Genomic DNA, 15333 nt, shown 5'->3' with positions numbered 1-15333 from the left:
ATCAAAAGTACAAAACTAAAAGACATAAAAAAAGCTGTCAGAATTGACAGCTTTTTTTTTCGATTTTAACTATTTTTAGTCGACTTTAATATTTCTTCCGAATGATTGTCTATCGGAATTGAAAGATTTAGTTTCGTTGAAATCTGTATTGCTTGCTCCGTGAAAATCTATTTTTTTCCCATCTTGGGTAGTTTTCTGACCACCTTTTCCATCTACTGGAGGTAAAATTTTAATAGAATCGTTAGCTGCTAAATATGTTGGAACTTCAGTTGAAGCAAAAGAAGTTGCTACTACTACTAAAGAAAATAATCCGATTGTTAAAGCTGTTTTTTTCATGACTTGAGGTTTTAATGTTTTGTACTAATTTTTGGAGATGATTCGCTGTTTGTTTGCGAATCAGAGTGTAAAACTAGCACCAAGACTGAAAAAAATTTATAAGAAAAATCGAGTTTGTGGTAGATCGTACCCAATTGATAGTCAATGGACAGCAAATTAATGTAATCGCTTAATTTTTAGACCTCTAGGTAATTTCCTGCTGCAAAATCGGCAATAATCTGTTCGACATTTGCTCTGTAGGTTTTCGAAAAAGGAATCTTTTTTGTGGAGTTTTTTATGTAACAGATTGAGTTTCCGCTATGAATCCTCGAAATATAATTTCGATTAATTACATAACTATTATGAATACGGATAAAAGGATACGTCAAAACACTTTCAAAATGCTTTAATGTTTTAAAAGCCGTAATCATTTCCCCAGTGTTTAAATAAATATCCGTCGAGTTGTTATCGGCTTGAAAATAACAAATATCTTCAGCATTCAGATAACGGTAATCACCATACGATTTTATGCAAATGGTTAATGGTTGTTGAATATTTTGAGGAATGGTTACATTATTGACATTATCTATTACAATAGAAGGCTGTTCTTCTATTACACTTGCTGTTTTTACGTCAAAATTTGCTTTTTTAAGCTTCAAAACGGTTTTAAGCAGATCAATATGCGCAACAGGTTTTAAAAGGTAATCAAACACGCCGTATTGAATAGCATCAAAAGCTTTATCTTTCTTATTTGTAGTAATAATAATTTTTGGAATTTCCTGAAAGAAACGGTGCAATTCGCTAATAAAAGTCAACGACAAATGACTTGACAGATTTTCTGGTTCGATTTCTAGAAAAACCAAATCGGGTTTGTGCTCTAAAACCAATTCTAAACCTTCCTGAAAATTTGATGCCGATGCCTTAAAAGATAATTCTGAAAAACCTGAAGCGGTTGTTTGGGTTTTCAAAATACTCTCAGCATCATCATCAATTATAATATACGAATACTTTTTCAATTTCAGGTTTTATTGGTTTTCTCACGGCGCAATCATAATCAAAAAAATGCTCTTAATTGCTATGTTAAGAAAAAAAATTGGTCTTTATCGTAATACAAATTTAAAATTACGCAATTAAAAAATCTAAGCAATTCATTGTTAATACATTACAGAGAAATGTTAATACATAAGGATGAAATGCAAAAAAAGCCGATAAAATACCTGCTTTTTAAAATCAAAAATCCCAAATTCCGTAAAGGAATTTGGGATTTCTATAATAAACTGTAAAGATTACATTTTCATTAACCAGTTTTTCATCGAAACTTCGTTTTCGATAATACCTCTTAATTCAGTAATTTTTACACGATCTTGTTTCATTGTATCTCTATGACGAATTGTTACTGTTTCGTCTTCAAGCGTTTGATGATCTACCGTGATACAGAAAGGTGTTCCTAAAGCATCTTGTCTTCTGTAACGACGTCCTACAGCATCTTTTTCATCATAAGCCACATTAAAATCCCATTTCAAATCTTCGATGATTTTTCTTGAAACTTCTGGCAAACCATCTTTTTTAACTAATGGCAATACTGCCGCTTTAGTTGGTGCTAAAACTGCTGGCAATTTTAAAACTGTTCTTGTAGAACCGTCTTCTAATGTTTCTTCTTTTAATGAAGTTGCAAAAACTGCCAAGAACATACGATCTAAACCAACAGAAGTTTCTACTACATAAGGAACGTAGTTTTCGTTTAATTCAGGATCAAAATATTGTAATTTTCTTCCAGAATATTCTTCGTGCGCTTTTAAGTCGAAATCTGTACGAGAGTGAATACCTTCTAATTCTTTAAATCCGAATGGGAAATTAAATTCGATATCTGCCGCTGCGTTTGCGTAGTGCGCTAATTTCTCATGATCGTGAAAACGGTAATTCTCTTTTCCTAATCCTAAAGATAAGTGCCATTTTAAACGAGTTTCTTTCCAATATTCGTATGATTTCATTTCTTCCCCTGGACGTACAAAAAACTGCATTTCCATTTGTTCGAACTCACGCATACGGAAAATAAACTGTCTTGCAACAATCTCGTTTCTGAATGCTTTACCCGTTTGAGCAATTCCAAAAGGAACTTTCATACGACCAGACTTCTGAACGTTTAAGAAGTTCACAAAAATACCTTGAGCTGTTTCTGGACGCAAATATAAATCCATCGCATTCTCAGCAGATGCACCTAATTTTGTTCCGAACATTAAGTTAAATTGTTTTACCTCTGTCCAGTTTTTAGAACCAGTTTCAGGATCAGCAATTTCAAGCTCTTCGATCAAAGCTTTAACGTCAGCTAAATCACCTGCTCCCAAAGAACGTCCTAAACGCTCTCTGATTTCTTTTTCTTTAGCTAAATATTCAATTACACGAGCGTTTGTAGTTACAAACTCTTGTTCGTTGAATGCATCACCAAAACGAGCTTTTGCTTTTTCGATTTCTTTTTGAGCTTTTTGGTGAATTTTTTCAGCAAAATCTTCAACCAAAACGTCAGCTCTATATCTCTTTTTAGAATCTTTATTATCAATTAATGGATCATTGAAAGCATCAACGTGACCAGAAGCTTTCCAAGTTGTTGGATGCATCAATATTGCAGCATCAAGGCCGACAATATTTTCATTCATCTGAACCATTGATTTCCACCAATATTCACGGATATTCTTTTTTAATTCGACACCGTTTTGTGCGTAATCGTATACAGCACTTAAACCATCGTACACTTCGCTTGACGGAAAAATAAATCCGTACTCTTTTGCGTGCGAAACCACATTCTTAAATATATCTTCTTGTTTTGCCATAGTGATGCAAAAATATAAAAACTACCTATATAAAAAAGAAAAATTATGAAGATTGAAGTGCTGATTTTGTTACTTTTGTAAATAAAATCTCTCTTTTTGTGATTAATTATATAATAAATCTGTTTTTTCCTAAAGTCTGTAACGGATGCCGAGCTCTTTTACTTCAAAACGAAACTGTTTTCTGCACCATTTGCCGACACGAAATGCCTCTAACTTACTATCATTTAGACTCGAAAAATGAAGCTGTAAAAAAGTTTTATGGCAAGATCGATATTCAATTTGCATCGGCATTTTTGTATTTTAATAAAAAAGGAATGGTTCAAGAACTAATTCATAATTTAAAATACAAAGGCCATCAGGAAATCGGCACCGTTTTAGGAAATTGGTATGCCGAAGATTTAAAAGATCTTCAATTGGAAATTCCTTTTGACGCAGTAATCCCTGTTCCGCTTCATAAAAGAAAATTTAAAGAACGGGGCTATAATCAAGTTACAACTTTTGGTCAAGCATTAGCATCGGGCTTAGACATTCCGTTTGAAGAAAATGTTCTAATCCGAAAACTTTATACCAAAACACAATCTAAGAAAAACCTACTTGGAAGATCTGAAAATATCGGGAGTATTTTTGATGTAACATTTGAGGAAATCCATCATAATAAACATTTTTTAATTGTTGATGACGTTTTCACTACAGGCGCAACTATCGAAGCATGTGCCAGAGCTTTATTAAAAATCCCTGGCGCAAAAATTAGTATGATATGCATGGCAATGGCACATTAACGTTTGAAAACTCAAAAATTAATTCACCAATATTTTTTTCACTTCTTTTCTGTTACCATCAGTAACTGTTACAAAATAAAGACCCGAAGGAACATCTGGCAATTGAATATCTTGAATAAAATATCCAGAACCTTGAAAAGTTCTATTGTAAACATATTTTCCATTAATATCATTAACGTAAACTTTAATCTCGCTTACTGAATCTCTATCAAATTGTACTGTAAAAGTTCCTTTGTTTGGATTTGGATAGGCAACAAAATCAACATTCTCAAAATCATCATTTCCTAAAGTATAGGTTTTAGAGCAGATATTTACTGATGCAGAATTAATTGTCCCTAATGCGCCTACAGTATCATCAAGAACTCTAAAAGTCCAATTTCCTTGCGGATTTTCACCATTAAAAACACTTAGAGCAGTTGAAGGAATCACAATCTGGCTAGTAGTTGTACTACAGTTTAGAGCAGCCCCACTATCGTCAAACTGTAAGGCAAAAGTTGAATTTGTACTACCACAGTTTTTATTGAATAAAGTCACCATCGTTCCGCTTGGACTTATGATTTGCATCGTCAAGTCTGAAAATCTAGCATGCGTTACATTTACCGAAACATTTACATCTGAAACCGATCCAGATGAAGCAGGTACAGAAACAGTTTTATTCACATTTACATTATCGCCTGTCGAATATCCGCCACCAAAATTATACGACGCACAAGATGTTGAAACAGTATACCCTAAAGCAAATGGTTTCGAGTTTATAGCATAATAAATATTGCCAACTGGTTCTATCAAAAGTCTGCAATTTGTAGAAGCATCAATTTCTGTTGGAACTAATATAGTTTCTGAACCGTCATTCGGAGTATTGCTGACTAAGACAATTGGAAATGTTAATCCGCCATCTACAGATAATTTAATATTTACGTTCGATGATCCTGGTAATGTATTAGCATTATTTATATTCCATGTAATCGTTTGAGCAGATCCTTTTGCCCAGCCTAGATTATCGTCTGCTTGTGATGTTACTGCAAATGGTCCAGCTGCGGTAGTTACGGTTACAACCATAGCATCTGTATTGGTTTGACCCTTTCCTGCAATAGCATTGTCTCTTCCTGTAAGCGTAAAATTCATTGTTTTTGCAATAGAAGAAACAGATTCCCAAGTTGTAGTCAATTGATTATTTAATACCGAACTTAAAGCAGGCATATAACGAACTGGTGAAGTTGTTGGAGGAAAAGACCTAAACATTGGTCCATCTGGTTTTGTTGCAGATGCAAAACTATTGCCAGCAAAAGCTGTTGTGGCGCTATCAAATTGTTCCCATGTGTACGTTATAGAATTTCCTTCAGGATCAGAACCTGTTCCTGTTAAAATAAATGGCGTACTAATTGGGATCGTATAATCTGAACCCGCACTTATTACGGGCGGATTATTATCAACTATAGTTGTTGAAACTGGACAAGTTTTCCCTGCTAGATTATTTTGAATCTGGCTAATGCTTGCATAAGAAAAATAATCATCTGAATGATCTTGTATATTATAACCTTTTGTCACTCCTGCATATCCCATAATAGTTGAACCGCTTCCAGGTTCATAACATGCTCCATAACCTTCATTCTGGAAAGAAAAAGTATGTGTGCCACCAAGCTGATGCCCTATTTCGTGTGCCACAAAATCAATATCAAAATTATCCCCTTCAGGTCTTGCATCTGCAGGAGATGTAAACGCACTTCCCTTTCCTATTGGCTGGCTAGAAGTTGGGCTTTCGCATATACAGCCAATACAACCTGCATTACCTCCTCCGCCAGAAGCACCAAACAAATGCCCAATATCATAATTAGCTTCACCAATAACATTGGTTAATGTAGTCTGCACTTCCTTAGCCCAAGGCCCGCCATCTGCTGCGCCTACCGATGCAATTGAATAAGGATCTGTAGAAGCATCTGTATAAACAACAGCATCATTATTAGCAATTAAAATTAATTGTACTGCAAGATCTCTATTAAAAATACCATTTACACGAGTTAACGTAGCGTTCATTCCCGCTAAGGCTCCCGCTTTTGTTCCACCAAAATAAGCTGTATACTCTCCTGTGCAAGATAATGCCAATCGAAGTGTTTTAAATTGTTTGGCATTAGAAGACGTTTTTGCGGTAGCCGAAGATTTATTTGCTACAACTAGATCGGTTGTTTTACAATCTAAAAGCATTCTTGAATCTGCATTATCTTCCGATTTGAACAAAACATATTCTGATTTATTTTCTGGGTTTTGCTCAATATATTCTGTTGGTTTTGCTGTTCTAAGAACCATTGTCTGTATTCCGATTGGAGCAACACTAAAAAATACTTTAGCATTTCGATCGTCTATTCCGCGACCTTCATAAGATTTAATTTCCGGATACTTTGCTTGTAATTCAGGATCAAAATTAGAAGATTCCCAAACCGAAAAACGTTCCAAAACCCCATTAGTATTTGGAATAGTAATTTCTGACGATGCACTTTTTGCCGTTTTATTTGATGTCGAAGCTAGTTTAGAACTAAGAAAACTTGCATTTAATTTATAATATAATTTATTGGAACTTACGCCATCAGCTTTTCTCAAAAGCGATGAAGAAGTTACTTTCTGCCATAAAACATCTTGTGCATTGATATTTGCAGAACAAAAAATTAAAAATATATAAAGTAGTTGTTTTTTCATACTCTTAAAATATATTATCAAAATTACTTCAATTAATTTGAAATCATATTATATACACGACAATTATTGCTTTTTAATCGACGAGTTGGCATATTTATACAAAAAGATATATTATCTATTAAAAATCGATTTGGCATAGTATTAAATTTAAAAGAGAATAGTATAAATTTGCAGCATCTTAAATAATTTGTTTTGAAGCTCTTTCATTCTATAAACGATTTTCAGTCAACCAAGAAAACAATTTTAACTCTTGGTACCTTTGATGGCGTGCATATTGGTCATAAAAAAATTCTGGAACGAATTACTCAGAATACTGAAAACGGAAAATATGAAAGTCTGGTTCTCACCTTTTTTCCGCATCCGCGAATGGTTCTTCAAGAAAAATCAGAAATCAGATTATTGAATACTATTGGCGAGAAAATAAAACTTTTGGAAGCCACGGGTATAGAAAACCTAGTCGTCCATCCTTTCAATGAAAGTTTTTCAAGATTAACCGCTGAGGAATTCGTTCGTACCATTTTAGTAGAGAAATTTCAGATTCAAAAAATTATTATTGGACATGATCATCGTTTTGGTCGTAATAGAACTGCAAATATTGATGACCTAATTGCTTTTGGAATCGAATACGGATTTGAAGTAGAACAAATTTCTGCTGAAGAAATTCAGGACGTTTCAGTTAGTTCAACCAAAATCAGAAAAGCTTTAAATGAAGGCAACATGGCTTTGGCCAATGAATATTTAGGTTATAGCTATTTCTTGAACGGAAAAGTAGTAAAAGGAAAACAGCTTGGAAGAACAATTGGTTTTCCAACGGCAAACATTCACATTGAAGAAGATTATAAACTAATACCGAAAATTGGTGTTTACGTTGTAAAAGCTAATGTAAATGAAGAAACTGTTTTCGGCATGATGAATATTGGTTTTAATCCGACTGTTAATGGCGAAAAACAAACCATCGAAGTTCACTTATTTAATTTTGACAAAGACATTTACGATCAGAATATTGAAGTTTCTTTACTGCATTACATTCGTGAAGAACAAAAATTTAGTTCTATAGATGCCTTAAAAGCACAGCTTAATCAAGATCAGGTCGATTCTTTGAATTTTATAAACTCCTCTTTAAAAAATCAAACCGTATAGTTTTTATCGTTTTTAAATCATCGTAGTTATTTTTTTAGTAAATTTGATAGAATACTGTTTTTCAAACATTTACTATTAACTTCTAAAAAATAACCACTATGAAATTACCTAAAGAAATTACCAACGGGTTTTTGATTTTCCTCGGAATTGGCATTTATTTTTTATTAATGAATGTACTAGGTTTAGCAGATTTGTTTTATTTAAGAACACTCAATGTTTTCTTTATATTCTACGGTGTTAACAGGACAATGCAGATGAATTTTCATGAAGGAGAAACCGATTTTCTATCAAATGCAATTTCTGCAATGACTACTTCTGTGGTTGGTGTATGTATGAGCGTATTTGGATTACTAGTTTATAGTTACGCCCGAGGTGGAGATGCTTATGTAAGAACTTTGTCTGAAACTTTCATGTTTGGAGGAAATCCATCAGTGCCAACTTATTGCATCTGCCTATTATTTGAAGGAATTGCTTCTTCTGTGATTGTTACTTTAATGATGATGCTATATTGGAATAACAAATATGCTGCAGATTGATTTTTAACTTAACAAATTGCATTATTTTAATTCGATTAAATCAAAAATTTAGCTAAAAGAGTTCATACTTCTTTTTGGATCTTTTTAACTTGCTTATAGCTCAAAGCTATAAGCAATTTTTTATTTAGTAAAATGAAGTTACAACAAATTGAAAGGGTAAAAAAAATCTCACGAGACGATTTTGTTTCCCAATATGTAAAAAAACAAATTCCTGTTGTTATTGAAGAATTGACCGAAGATTGGCCTGCATATAACAAATGGAAATTATCTTATATAAAAGAAATCGCAGGAGATTCTGTAGTACCACTGTACGACGACAGACCTGTAAATCATGAAGATGGATTCAACGAGGCACATACGACAATGAAAATGAGCGATTACATCGACTTATTAGAAGAAAAGCCTACCAATTATCGTATTTTTCTCTACAACCTAATGAAAGAGGTTCCTTCATTAAAAAATGACTTTTTATGGCCAGATATTGGCTTAAAATTAGTGAAGCAAATGCCGATGTTATTTTTTGGTGGAGAAAATTCGAAAGTTTTCATGCATTATGATATTGATTATTCCAACATTCTTCATTTTCATTTTCATGGCGAAAAACAATGTATGATTTTCCCACCCAACCAGTCAAAATTTATGTATAAAGTGCCTCACGCTTTAATTTCAAGAGAAGACATTGATTTTGACAATCCTGATTATGAAAAATTTCCAGCACTCAAAAATGTTGAAGGTTATATTACTAACTTAAAGCACGGAGAAATGCTTTATATGCCGGAAGGATATTGGCATTATATGAAATACCTAACACCAGGATTTTCTATGAGTCTTCGCTCTTTTCCAAAAAACATTATCAATTTATCTAAGGCAGCGTATAATGTTTTTATCATGCGCCATTTTGATATTATGATGCGAAAAATTCAGGGTCAAAAATGGATTGATTATAAAAATGAAAAAGCAATTACCAATACGAACCAAAATTTACAACGCACTTTTTAATTAAACAAAACAAAGCGGTTGAGAATTATACTCAACCGCTTTGTTTTGTTATCTAAAGACAATTTTTCTTGTCACTTTCTGTCCATTCTCTAAAGTTATCTTAACCAATAAAACTTGTGGCCCTGATTGAAAATTCGGTATAAGCCATTCACTACTTCCGATTTGCTTTTTATTGTATAGCAACTTACCTCCAACATCATAAATAGCCACTTCTTGGAGATTTTCCTGCTCAGAAACAGATTGAAGTTTAATGTTTTTATCTTTAACTGAAACATAAATTTTCTGATTTTGGTTTTCAAAATCTTCATTACCCAACGATTTGTCCTCATTTAGATTTTTGTAACGTAAGACAAAGCGATCTAAAAAAGTTCCTGGCGCTGATGTAAACGTATACCCTCCAGATTTAAGATTATGTAAAGTATTTGTCACTTTATCTTGCAAATAAATATCTCGATTGCTCAAATCTCCATCGGTATGATCGATAGCGATTGTGAACTCACCTTTTTCAATAGTAGACTTATATCCTAACGGAATGGTGTCTGTTACAACAAAAGGAACTGCTCTTCCTTGAATAACTAGTTTATTGCCTTCATTGATGCTATAAAAATCTACATAAGGATTTCCATTTAATGTAACCGCGTCATAATTAAAATCAAAAGAATTTGTCGCCCCTGTTATATATCCAATTAATAATTGCTTAAAAGCGCCTTCTTTATTCGTAAGATTTAACCACACGCGATGTTTTTCTACAACTAATGTAGATTTATAAAATTGGCTATTATTGCTAGGTACTCGCATTGAATTTGTAAAAACGCCTCTTTGCCCTGTTCTGGCTTTTGCAAAAAATGCTTGTCCAGCAGCAATATACCCTTTTGGCGGAGTTTGATTTCCTGGTGATGGCGCACCAGTACCAGTTAAATTACCAACCGAAGTATCGCCTGACAAATTATATATTGCATAATCATCACTAGTATAACGATAAGTATTAGTTCCTGGAACAGTTATTCTAGGAAGGGTGTTATGAGTCCAAAAAAATAGTGTCCCATAAAAATTAGCAGCATTATCACGAATAAATAGATCTGCATAAATTGCTGAAGGATATGGATTACCAAAAAAACAAAACTTTTCAGCAGCAGCTGTAGGACCTTGAATTGTTCCATTATTTGGCACTCCGATAAATTCCCCTGGAAAAACACTTGGAGTTCCAGTCGCGAAAGATTGCGGACCTCTAATGCTATAACCTACTCCTGGTTCCATTTCCATTGTACCGTACAAATTGGTGGCCCACTTAAAATCAGAAGACCAGTAAGAGTATTTATCGAATAAAGTTTCTGGCGAAAAATCTTTCATAGTAACACCTGCTACTGGAGAAGACCAATAGGTAAGATCGAATCGTCGCACAGATGTTCTTCTTCTATAAGTTATATTACCCACGTTATCTACGTCAGCAGTCTGAACCAAACTTGAATTGTTTTCAAAAATCAAAACTCCATTACCAAGCACACTTACTTCATTGGTTACGGTTAAGGAATTTGTTTCTTCTACAATTAAAGATCCATTATTTTCAATTGTTAATCTGCTGGCAAAAAAACTTGCATCAGTTCCAGATATAATAGGATCAACACCTACGTTTGGAATATCCACACAATCAGTAGCACTAGGAACTCCTACTGGAGTCCAATTTGCACCATTCCCCCAATTGGCATCACTATTTCCATTCCACACTTTAGTAATAGAAACATTTATTGTAATTGGTGTCGCTTCTGATTCACAGCCTGTTGTCGTATTTTTAACCTGGACATTGTAAAGCCCAGAAGACAAACCTGTAAATATTCCGGAAGTATTACTAAAATCTACACCATCAACACTGTAAGTATATCCTGTTCCTGATGCTGGCGAAGTTACTGTAATAACACCTGTATTATTTACACAAGTTGGCTGTTGTGTTACAGAAGCCGTTGGCGCAACCGAAACTGGATTTACAACTAAAGAAACGCTTTGAGTTGCTGAACATCCGTTTGAAGTTGTAATAGTCATTATACCATTATAAGTTCCCGAAGCGGTATTTGCAGGCACAATCACATTTATAACATCTCCAGATCCAGAACTAAAAGGAAATGGTGTAGCACCTTGGTCTGTTAAAGCAATCCAATCAATCGCATAACTAGTTGGAGATCCAGTTGTAGCATTGTAAGCTAAAGTAGTGGTCTGTTCTGATGCGCTTTGACAAACCGAAGCAAAAGCTCCTGCTGTATTAATGGTTGGAAGTACATTAATGGTCAAAGAAATCGCTTGTGTTGTCAAACATCCATTTGATGTGGAAATTGTCATTATACCAATATAAGTTCCTGCAGCCGTTCCAGCTGGAACATTAATATTATCAATATTTCCTCCTCCTGAATCGAAAGAAAAATTGGTCGTTGCTTGATCATTTAATGTTGCCCAATCGACAGAATAACTTATTGGTGAACCCGTTGTAGCAGAATAAGGCAAAGAAGTGGTTTGTGATGATATACTTTGACAGACTGGAATTAAATTTCCTGATGTAGTAATTGTTGGAACCGAATTAACTGTTATCGTAAAATTATTTGCCGTTGATATGCATCCGTTTGCATTAGTTACCGTTAAAGTTCCTGTATACGTTCCCGCTGCTGTATTGGCAGGTATTGGAATAGTAATCGGACTTGCTGGCAATGCTGCATTAGAAACTGGCAAAAAAGTATTCGTTGGGCTGGCATTCCATGTAATGCTATAATTTGTTGGTGAATTTGCAACCGCGGTATACGGCAATGTTGTACTCTGTGCAATTGAGTTTGTACATACCGCGGTAGTCGCACCCAATGTTATGGTCGGCAATGGATTTACAGTCACCGTAAAATTACTTGCCGTTGATACGCATCCATTTGCATTACTTACTGTCAAAGTACCTGTGTATGTTCCTGCAGCTGTATTGGCTGGAATTGGAATCGTAATCGGACTTGCCGGCAATGCTGCATTTGAAACTGGTGCAAAAGTATTCGTTGGACTGGTATTCCATGCAATGCTGTAATTTGTTGGTGAGTTTGTTGTAGCCGTGTAAGGCAATGTAGTACTTTGCGCAATTGAACTCGTACATACCGCAGTCGTCGCACCCAATGTTATGGTCGGCAATGGATTTACTGTCACTGTAAAATCACTTGCCGTTGATACGCATCCATTTGCATTGCTTACCGTTAAAGTTCCTGTATACGTTCCCGCTGCTGTATTGGCAGGTATTGGAATAGTAATCGGACTTGCTGGCAATGCTGCATTAGAAACTGGCAAAAAAGTATTCGTTGGGCTGGCATTCCATGTAATGCTATAATTTGTTGGTGAATTTGTTGTAGCCGTATAAGGCAATATAGTACTTTGCGGAATTGAGCTCGTACATACCGCGGTAGTCGCACCCAATGTTATGGTCGGCAATGGATTTACGGTAACCGTAAAATTACTTGCCGTTGATACGCATCCGTTGCCATTACTTACCGTCAAAGTACCTGTGTATGTTCCTGCAGCTGTATTGGCAGGTATTGGAATAGTAATCGGACTTGCCGGCAATGCTGCATTTGAAACTGGTGCAAAAGTATTCGTTGGGCTGGCATTCCATGTAATGCTGTAATTTGTTGGCGAGTTTGTTGTAGCCGTATAAGGCAATGTAGTACTTTGCGCAATTGAGCTCGTACATACCGCAGTAGTCGCACCCAATGTTATGGTCGGCAATGGATTTACTGTCACTGTAAAATTACTTGCCGTTGATACGCATCCGTTTGCATTCCTTACTGTTAAAGTTCCTGTATATGTTCCCACAGCTGTTCCCGCAGGAACTGCTATACTGATAGGACTAGTAGTTAAAGTAACATTTGAAACTGGCTGGAAGCTATTTGTTGGACTAGCATTCCAAGTAATGCTATAAGTTGTTGGCGAGTTTGTTGTAGCAGTATAATTGAGGTTGGCCGTTTGAGCTCCCACATTAAAACAAACTGGCGTTGTACCATTTAGTGCAATAGTCGGTAACGGATTTACAGTAACCGTGAAATTATTTGCCGTTGATACGCATCCGTTTGCATTGCTTACCGTTAATGTTCCTGTGTATGTTCCTGCTGCTGTATTGGCAGGTATAGAAATATTAATCGGACTTGCCGGCAATGCTGCATTTGAAACTGGTGCAAAAGTATTCGTTGGACTGGAATTCCAAGTAATGCTGTAATTCGCTGGAGAATTAGTAACTGCGGTATACGGTAATGTTGTACTCTGTACATTTGAGCTTGAACATACCGCGGTCGTTGCACCCAATGTTATGGTCGGCAATGGATTTACAGTTATAGTAAAATTCGTTGGAGCAGTAGACACACACCCTGCCGCATTACTAACTGCTATTGATCCTGTATACGTACCAGCAGCAGTTCCGGCAGGAACAGCAATACTTATTGGACTTGTCGGTAAAGTAGCATTTGTAACTGGCAGAAAATTATTTGCTGGACTTGCATTCCAAGTTATACTGTAATTTGTTGGCGAATTTGTAGTTCCAGTATAAGGCAATGATACATTTTGCAAACTTGTACTTGTACATACAGAAGTAGCCGTTCCTAAAGCTATTGTTGGCGGAGCACTAACTATAATATTCGCAGTATTAGGGGCACTAATGGACGAAGTACAATCTGCAGAAGTCAAAGCAGTAACCGTAATAGTACTGTTCCCTAAACTATTCAATCCCGATGCTGTGAAACTTCCAGATCCTGCATTTGTAATTAGCATTGGTGCTGTTTGTCCAACTGCATTTGGTAGACTTGTATTATAAGTTACCGTGTATGTACCAGCTGGTAGACTTGCAGCTGTACCTGTTAACTGTACTTTTGTAGTGGTCCCTGTACAGATATTTGGAGCAGATATCCCAGTGAAGCTATATGTTTTGCATGTATAAGTAATAGTAGCTTGGCCTCTCGCACCACTTCCTCCATTCATCGGATTATTAGAACTCATGGCTCCCCCTCCTCCTCCTCCATTTGTTGCTCCATTATTTCCAACTCGATCTGTTAGCACTACAGAATTATAGGCCGCTCCTCCAGCACCTCCTCCAGAGCCAAAATTAGCCCCGTTTCCACCACCACCAGAAGAAAGAAGGGCACTTAATAATGCATTAGATCCTGGCGTACCATTTGCTCCAGCAGCTGTTGCTAGATTTCCAATAGCTCCAGTACCACCATTTCCACCAGTTGGATTAGAAGTAGTAGTAGTATTACCATTTCCTCCCTGCCCTCCAGGAGCATTGAAAACGCCTGTAAATCCATTTATATATGTTGCCCCTCCCGCAGCACCGTTACCCGCTCCTCCTGTAGTAGTTCCTCCAACAAAAACATTTAAACTTGATACTATTGTTGTATTAATAGTTCCTCTTGCGTAGGCACCGCCTCCGCCTCCGCCTCCGCTTCGTCCTATTAGTGGTGTTACCTGTGCACCTCCTCCGGCACCTCCGGCACCCCATCCTTCAACGGTAACAGCATCCATACCCGCAGGAAGAAGCAGAGTACCATTTGCAGTAAATGTATGGGTTCTTGTTTGTGCTTCTAAAAAAGAAGTATAAAAAATTGATAAAACTAAAACTAGTAGAATTTTTAATTTTCTACTTTCTTTTAATGGTTTCTCAATATAAGTTACTAAAGTTGAAAAGCTGAAAAAAATCAGCGTCGTAAGTAAATCTTTTTTCATCTTGTGGCATTTTAGTAATTGAAAAATAAATTCAAACTCAAAACAAGATTAATTGCAAAATAGAACTGAAAACAAATAATTTAAGAATATAGAATTGAAAGATATACCCCAATTTTGCAATCAACTTATGGCAGATAAACAACAGTTTTTAAACTGCAATTTTTGAAGAAAAAAAATTAATTAATAGGGCTTATAGAAAAGTATTTAATCGATATAAAATGCTTTTAATCGATTAAAACATACTACAAGGTACGATTTTATTTACATTGAAATTGCCAATGTAGTATTAAACCCATAATTTTAACACCTAAATTAGAGAAA

At 35.5% G+C, this 15333-nt stretch carries 9 protein-coding genes; 4 read left to right on the top strand and 5 right to left on the bottom strand.

Going from position 1 to position 15333, the window contains the following annotated elements:
- Window positions 1-75: 75 nt before the first annotated feature.
- The 3 genes from JI750_RS06005 to JI750_RS05995 form a co-directional block, all read right to left on the bottom strand.
- Window positions 76-336 (bottom strand): hypothetical protein, encoded by a 261-nt coding sequence (locus JI750_RS06005; RefSeq protein WP_201999389.1) that lies wholly within the window; start codon window positions 334-336, stop codon window positions 76-78.
- Window positions 337-512: 176 nt separating this feature from the next.
- Complete coding sequence (locus JI750_RS06000; RefSeq protein WP_201999388.1) at window positions 513-1331, bottom strand: LytR/AlgR family response regulator transcription factor; 819 nt, start codon at window positions 1329-1331, stop codon at window positions 513-515.
- 270 nt (window positions 1332-1601) lie between these two features.
- Entirely contained in the window at window positions 1602-3143 is a 1542-nt protein-coding gene (locus tag JI750_RS05995) for a glycine--tRNA ligase (protein WP_201999387.1), read from the bottom strand.
- 98 nt (window positions 3144-3241) lie between these two features.
- On the opposite strand from JI750_RS05995, the gene JI750_RS05990 reads away from it, so the two are divergent.
- Window positions 3242-3922 (top strand): ComF family protein, encoded by a 681-nt coding sequence (locus tag JI750_RS05990; protein ID WP_369410009.1) that lies wholly within the window; start codon window positions 3242-3244, stop codon window positions 3920-3922.
- A gap of 18 nt (window positions 3923-3940) precedes the next feature.
- Here the strand turns inward: JI750_RS05990 and JI750_RS05985 are convergent, their stop codons facing one another.
- The gene (locus JI750_RS05985) at window positions 3941-6613 is read right to left on the bottom strand and encodes a zinc-dependent metalloprotease (protein ID WP_201999386.1); all 2673 of its coding nucleotides are present in this window, start codon (window positions 6611-6613) and stop codon (window positions 3941-3943) included.
- Between the two features lie 192 nt (window positions 6614-6805).
- Between JI750_RS05985 and JI750_RS05980 the strand changes: the two genes are divergently transcribed.
- The 3 genes from JI750_RS05980 to JI750_RS05970 all read left to right on the top strand — a co-directional run bounded on the left by JI750_RS05980 (window position 6806) and on the right by JI750_RS05970 (window position 9288).
- Window positions 6806-7753 carry a bifunctional riboflavin kinase/FAD synthetase gene (locus JI750_RS05980; RefSeq protein ID WP_201999385.1) on the top strand — a complete coding sequence of 316 codons (948 nt, stop codon included), beginning with the start codon at window positions 6806-6808 and terminating at the stop codon, window positions 7751-7753.
- Window positions 7754-7851: 98 nt separating this feature from the next.
- Window positions 7852-8289 carry a hypothetical protein gene (locus JI750_RS05975; RefSeq protein ID WP_201999384.1) on the top strand — a complete coding sequence of 146 codons (438 nt, stop codon included), beginning with the start codon at window positions 7852-7854 and terminating at the stop codon, window positions 8287-8289.
- Window positions 8290-8421: 132 nt separating this feature from the next.
- Complete coding sequence (locus JI750_RS05970; RefSeq protein WP_201999383.1) at window positions 8422-9288, top strand: cupin-like domain-containing protein; 867 nt, start codon at window positions 8422-8424, stop codon at window positions 9286-9288.
- A 48-nt stretch (window positions 9289-9336) separates the two neighbouring features.
- On the opposite strand, the gene JI750_RS05965 is transcribed toward JI750_RS05970, so the two are convergent.
- Entirely contained in the window at window positions 9337-15012 is a 5676-nt protein-coding gene (locus JI750_RS05965) for a RemA C-terminal-like gliding motility protein (protein ID WP_201999382.1), read from the bottom strand.
- Window positions 15013-15333: the final 321 nt, after the last annotated feature.

Origin of the sequence: Flavobacterium tagetis (assembly GCF_016735615.1) — a bacterium.
Taxonomy (GTDB): domain Bacteria; phylum Bacteroidota; class Bacteroidia; order Flavobacteriales; family Flavobacteriaceae; genus Flavobacterium; species Flavobacterium tagetis.
This window is presented reverse-complemented; position numbering and strand designations above follow the sequence as displayed.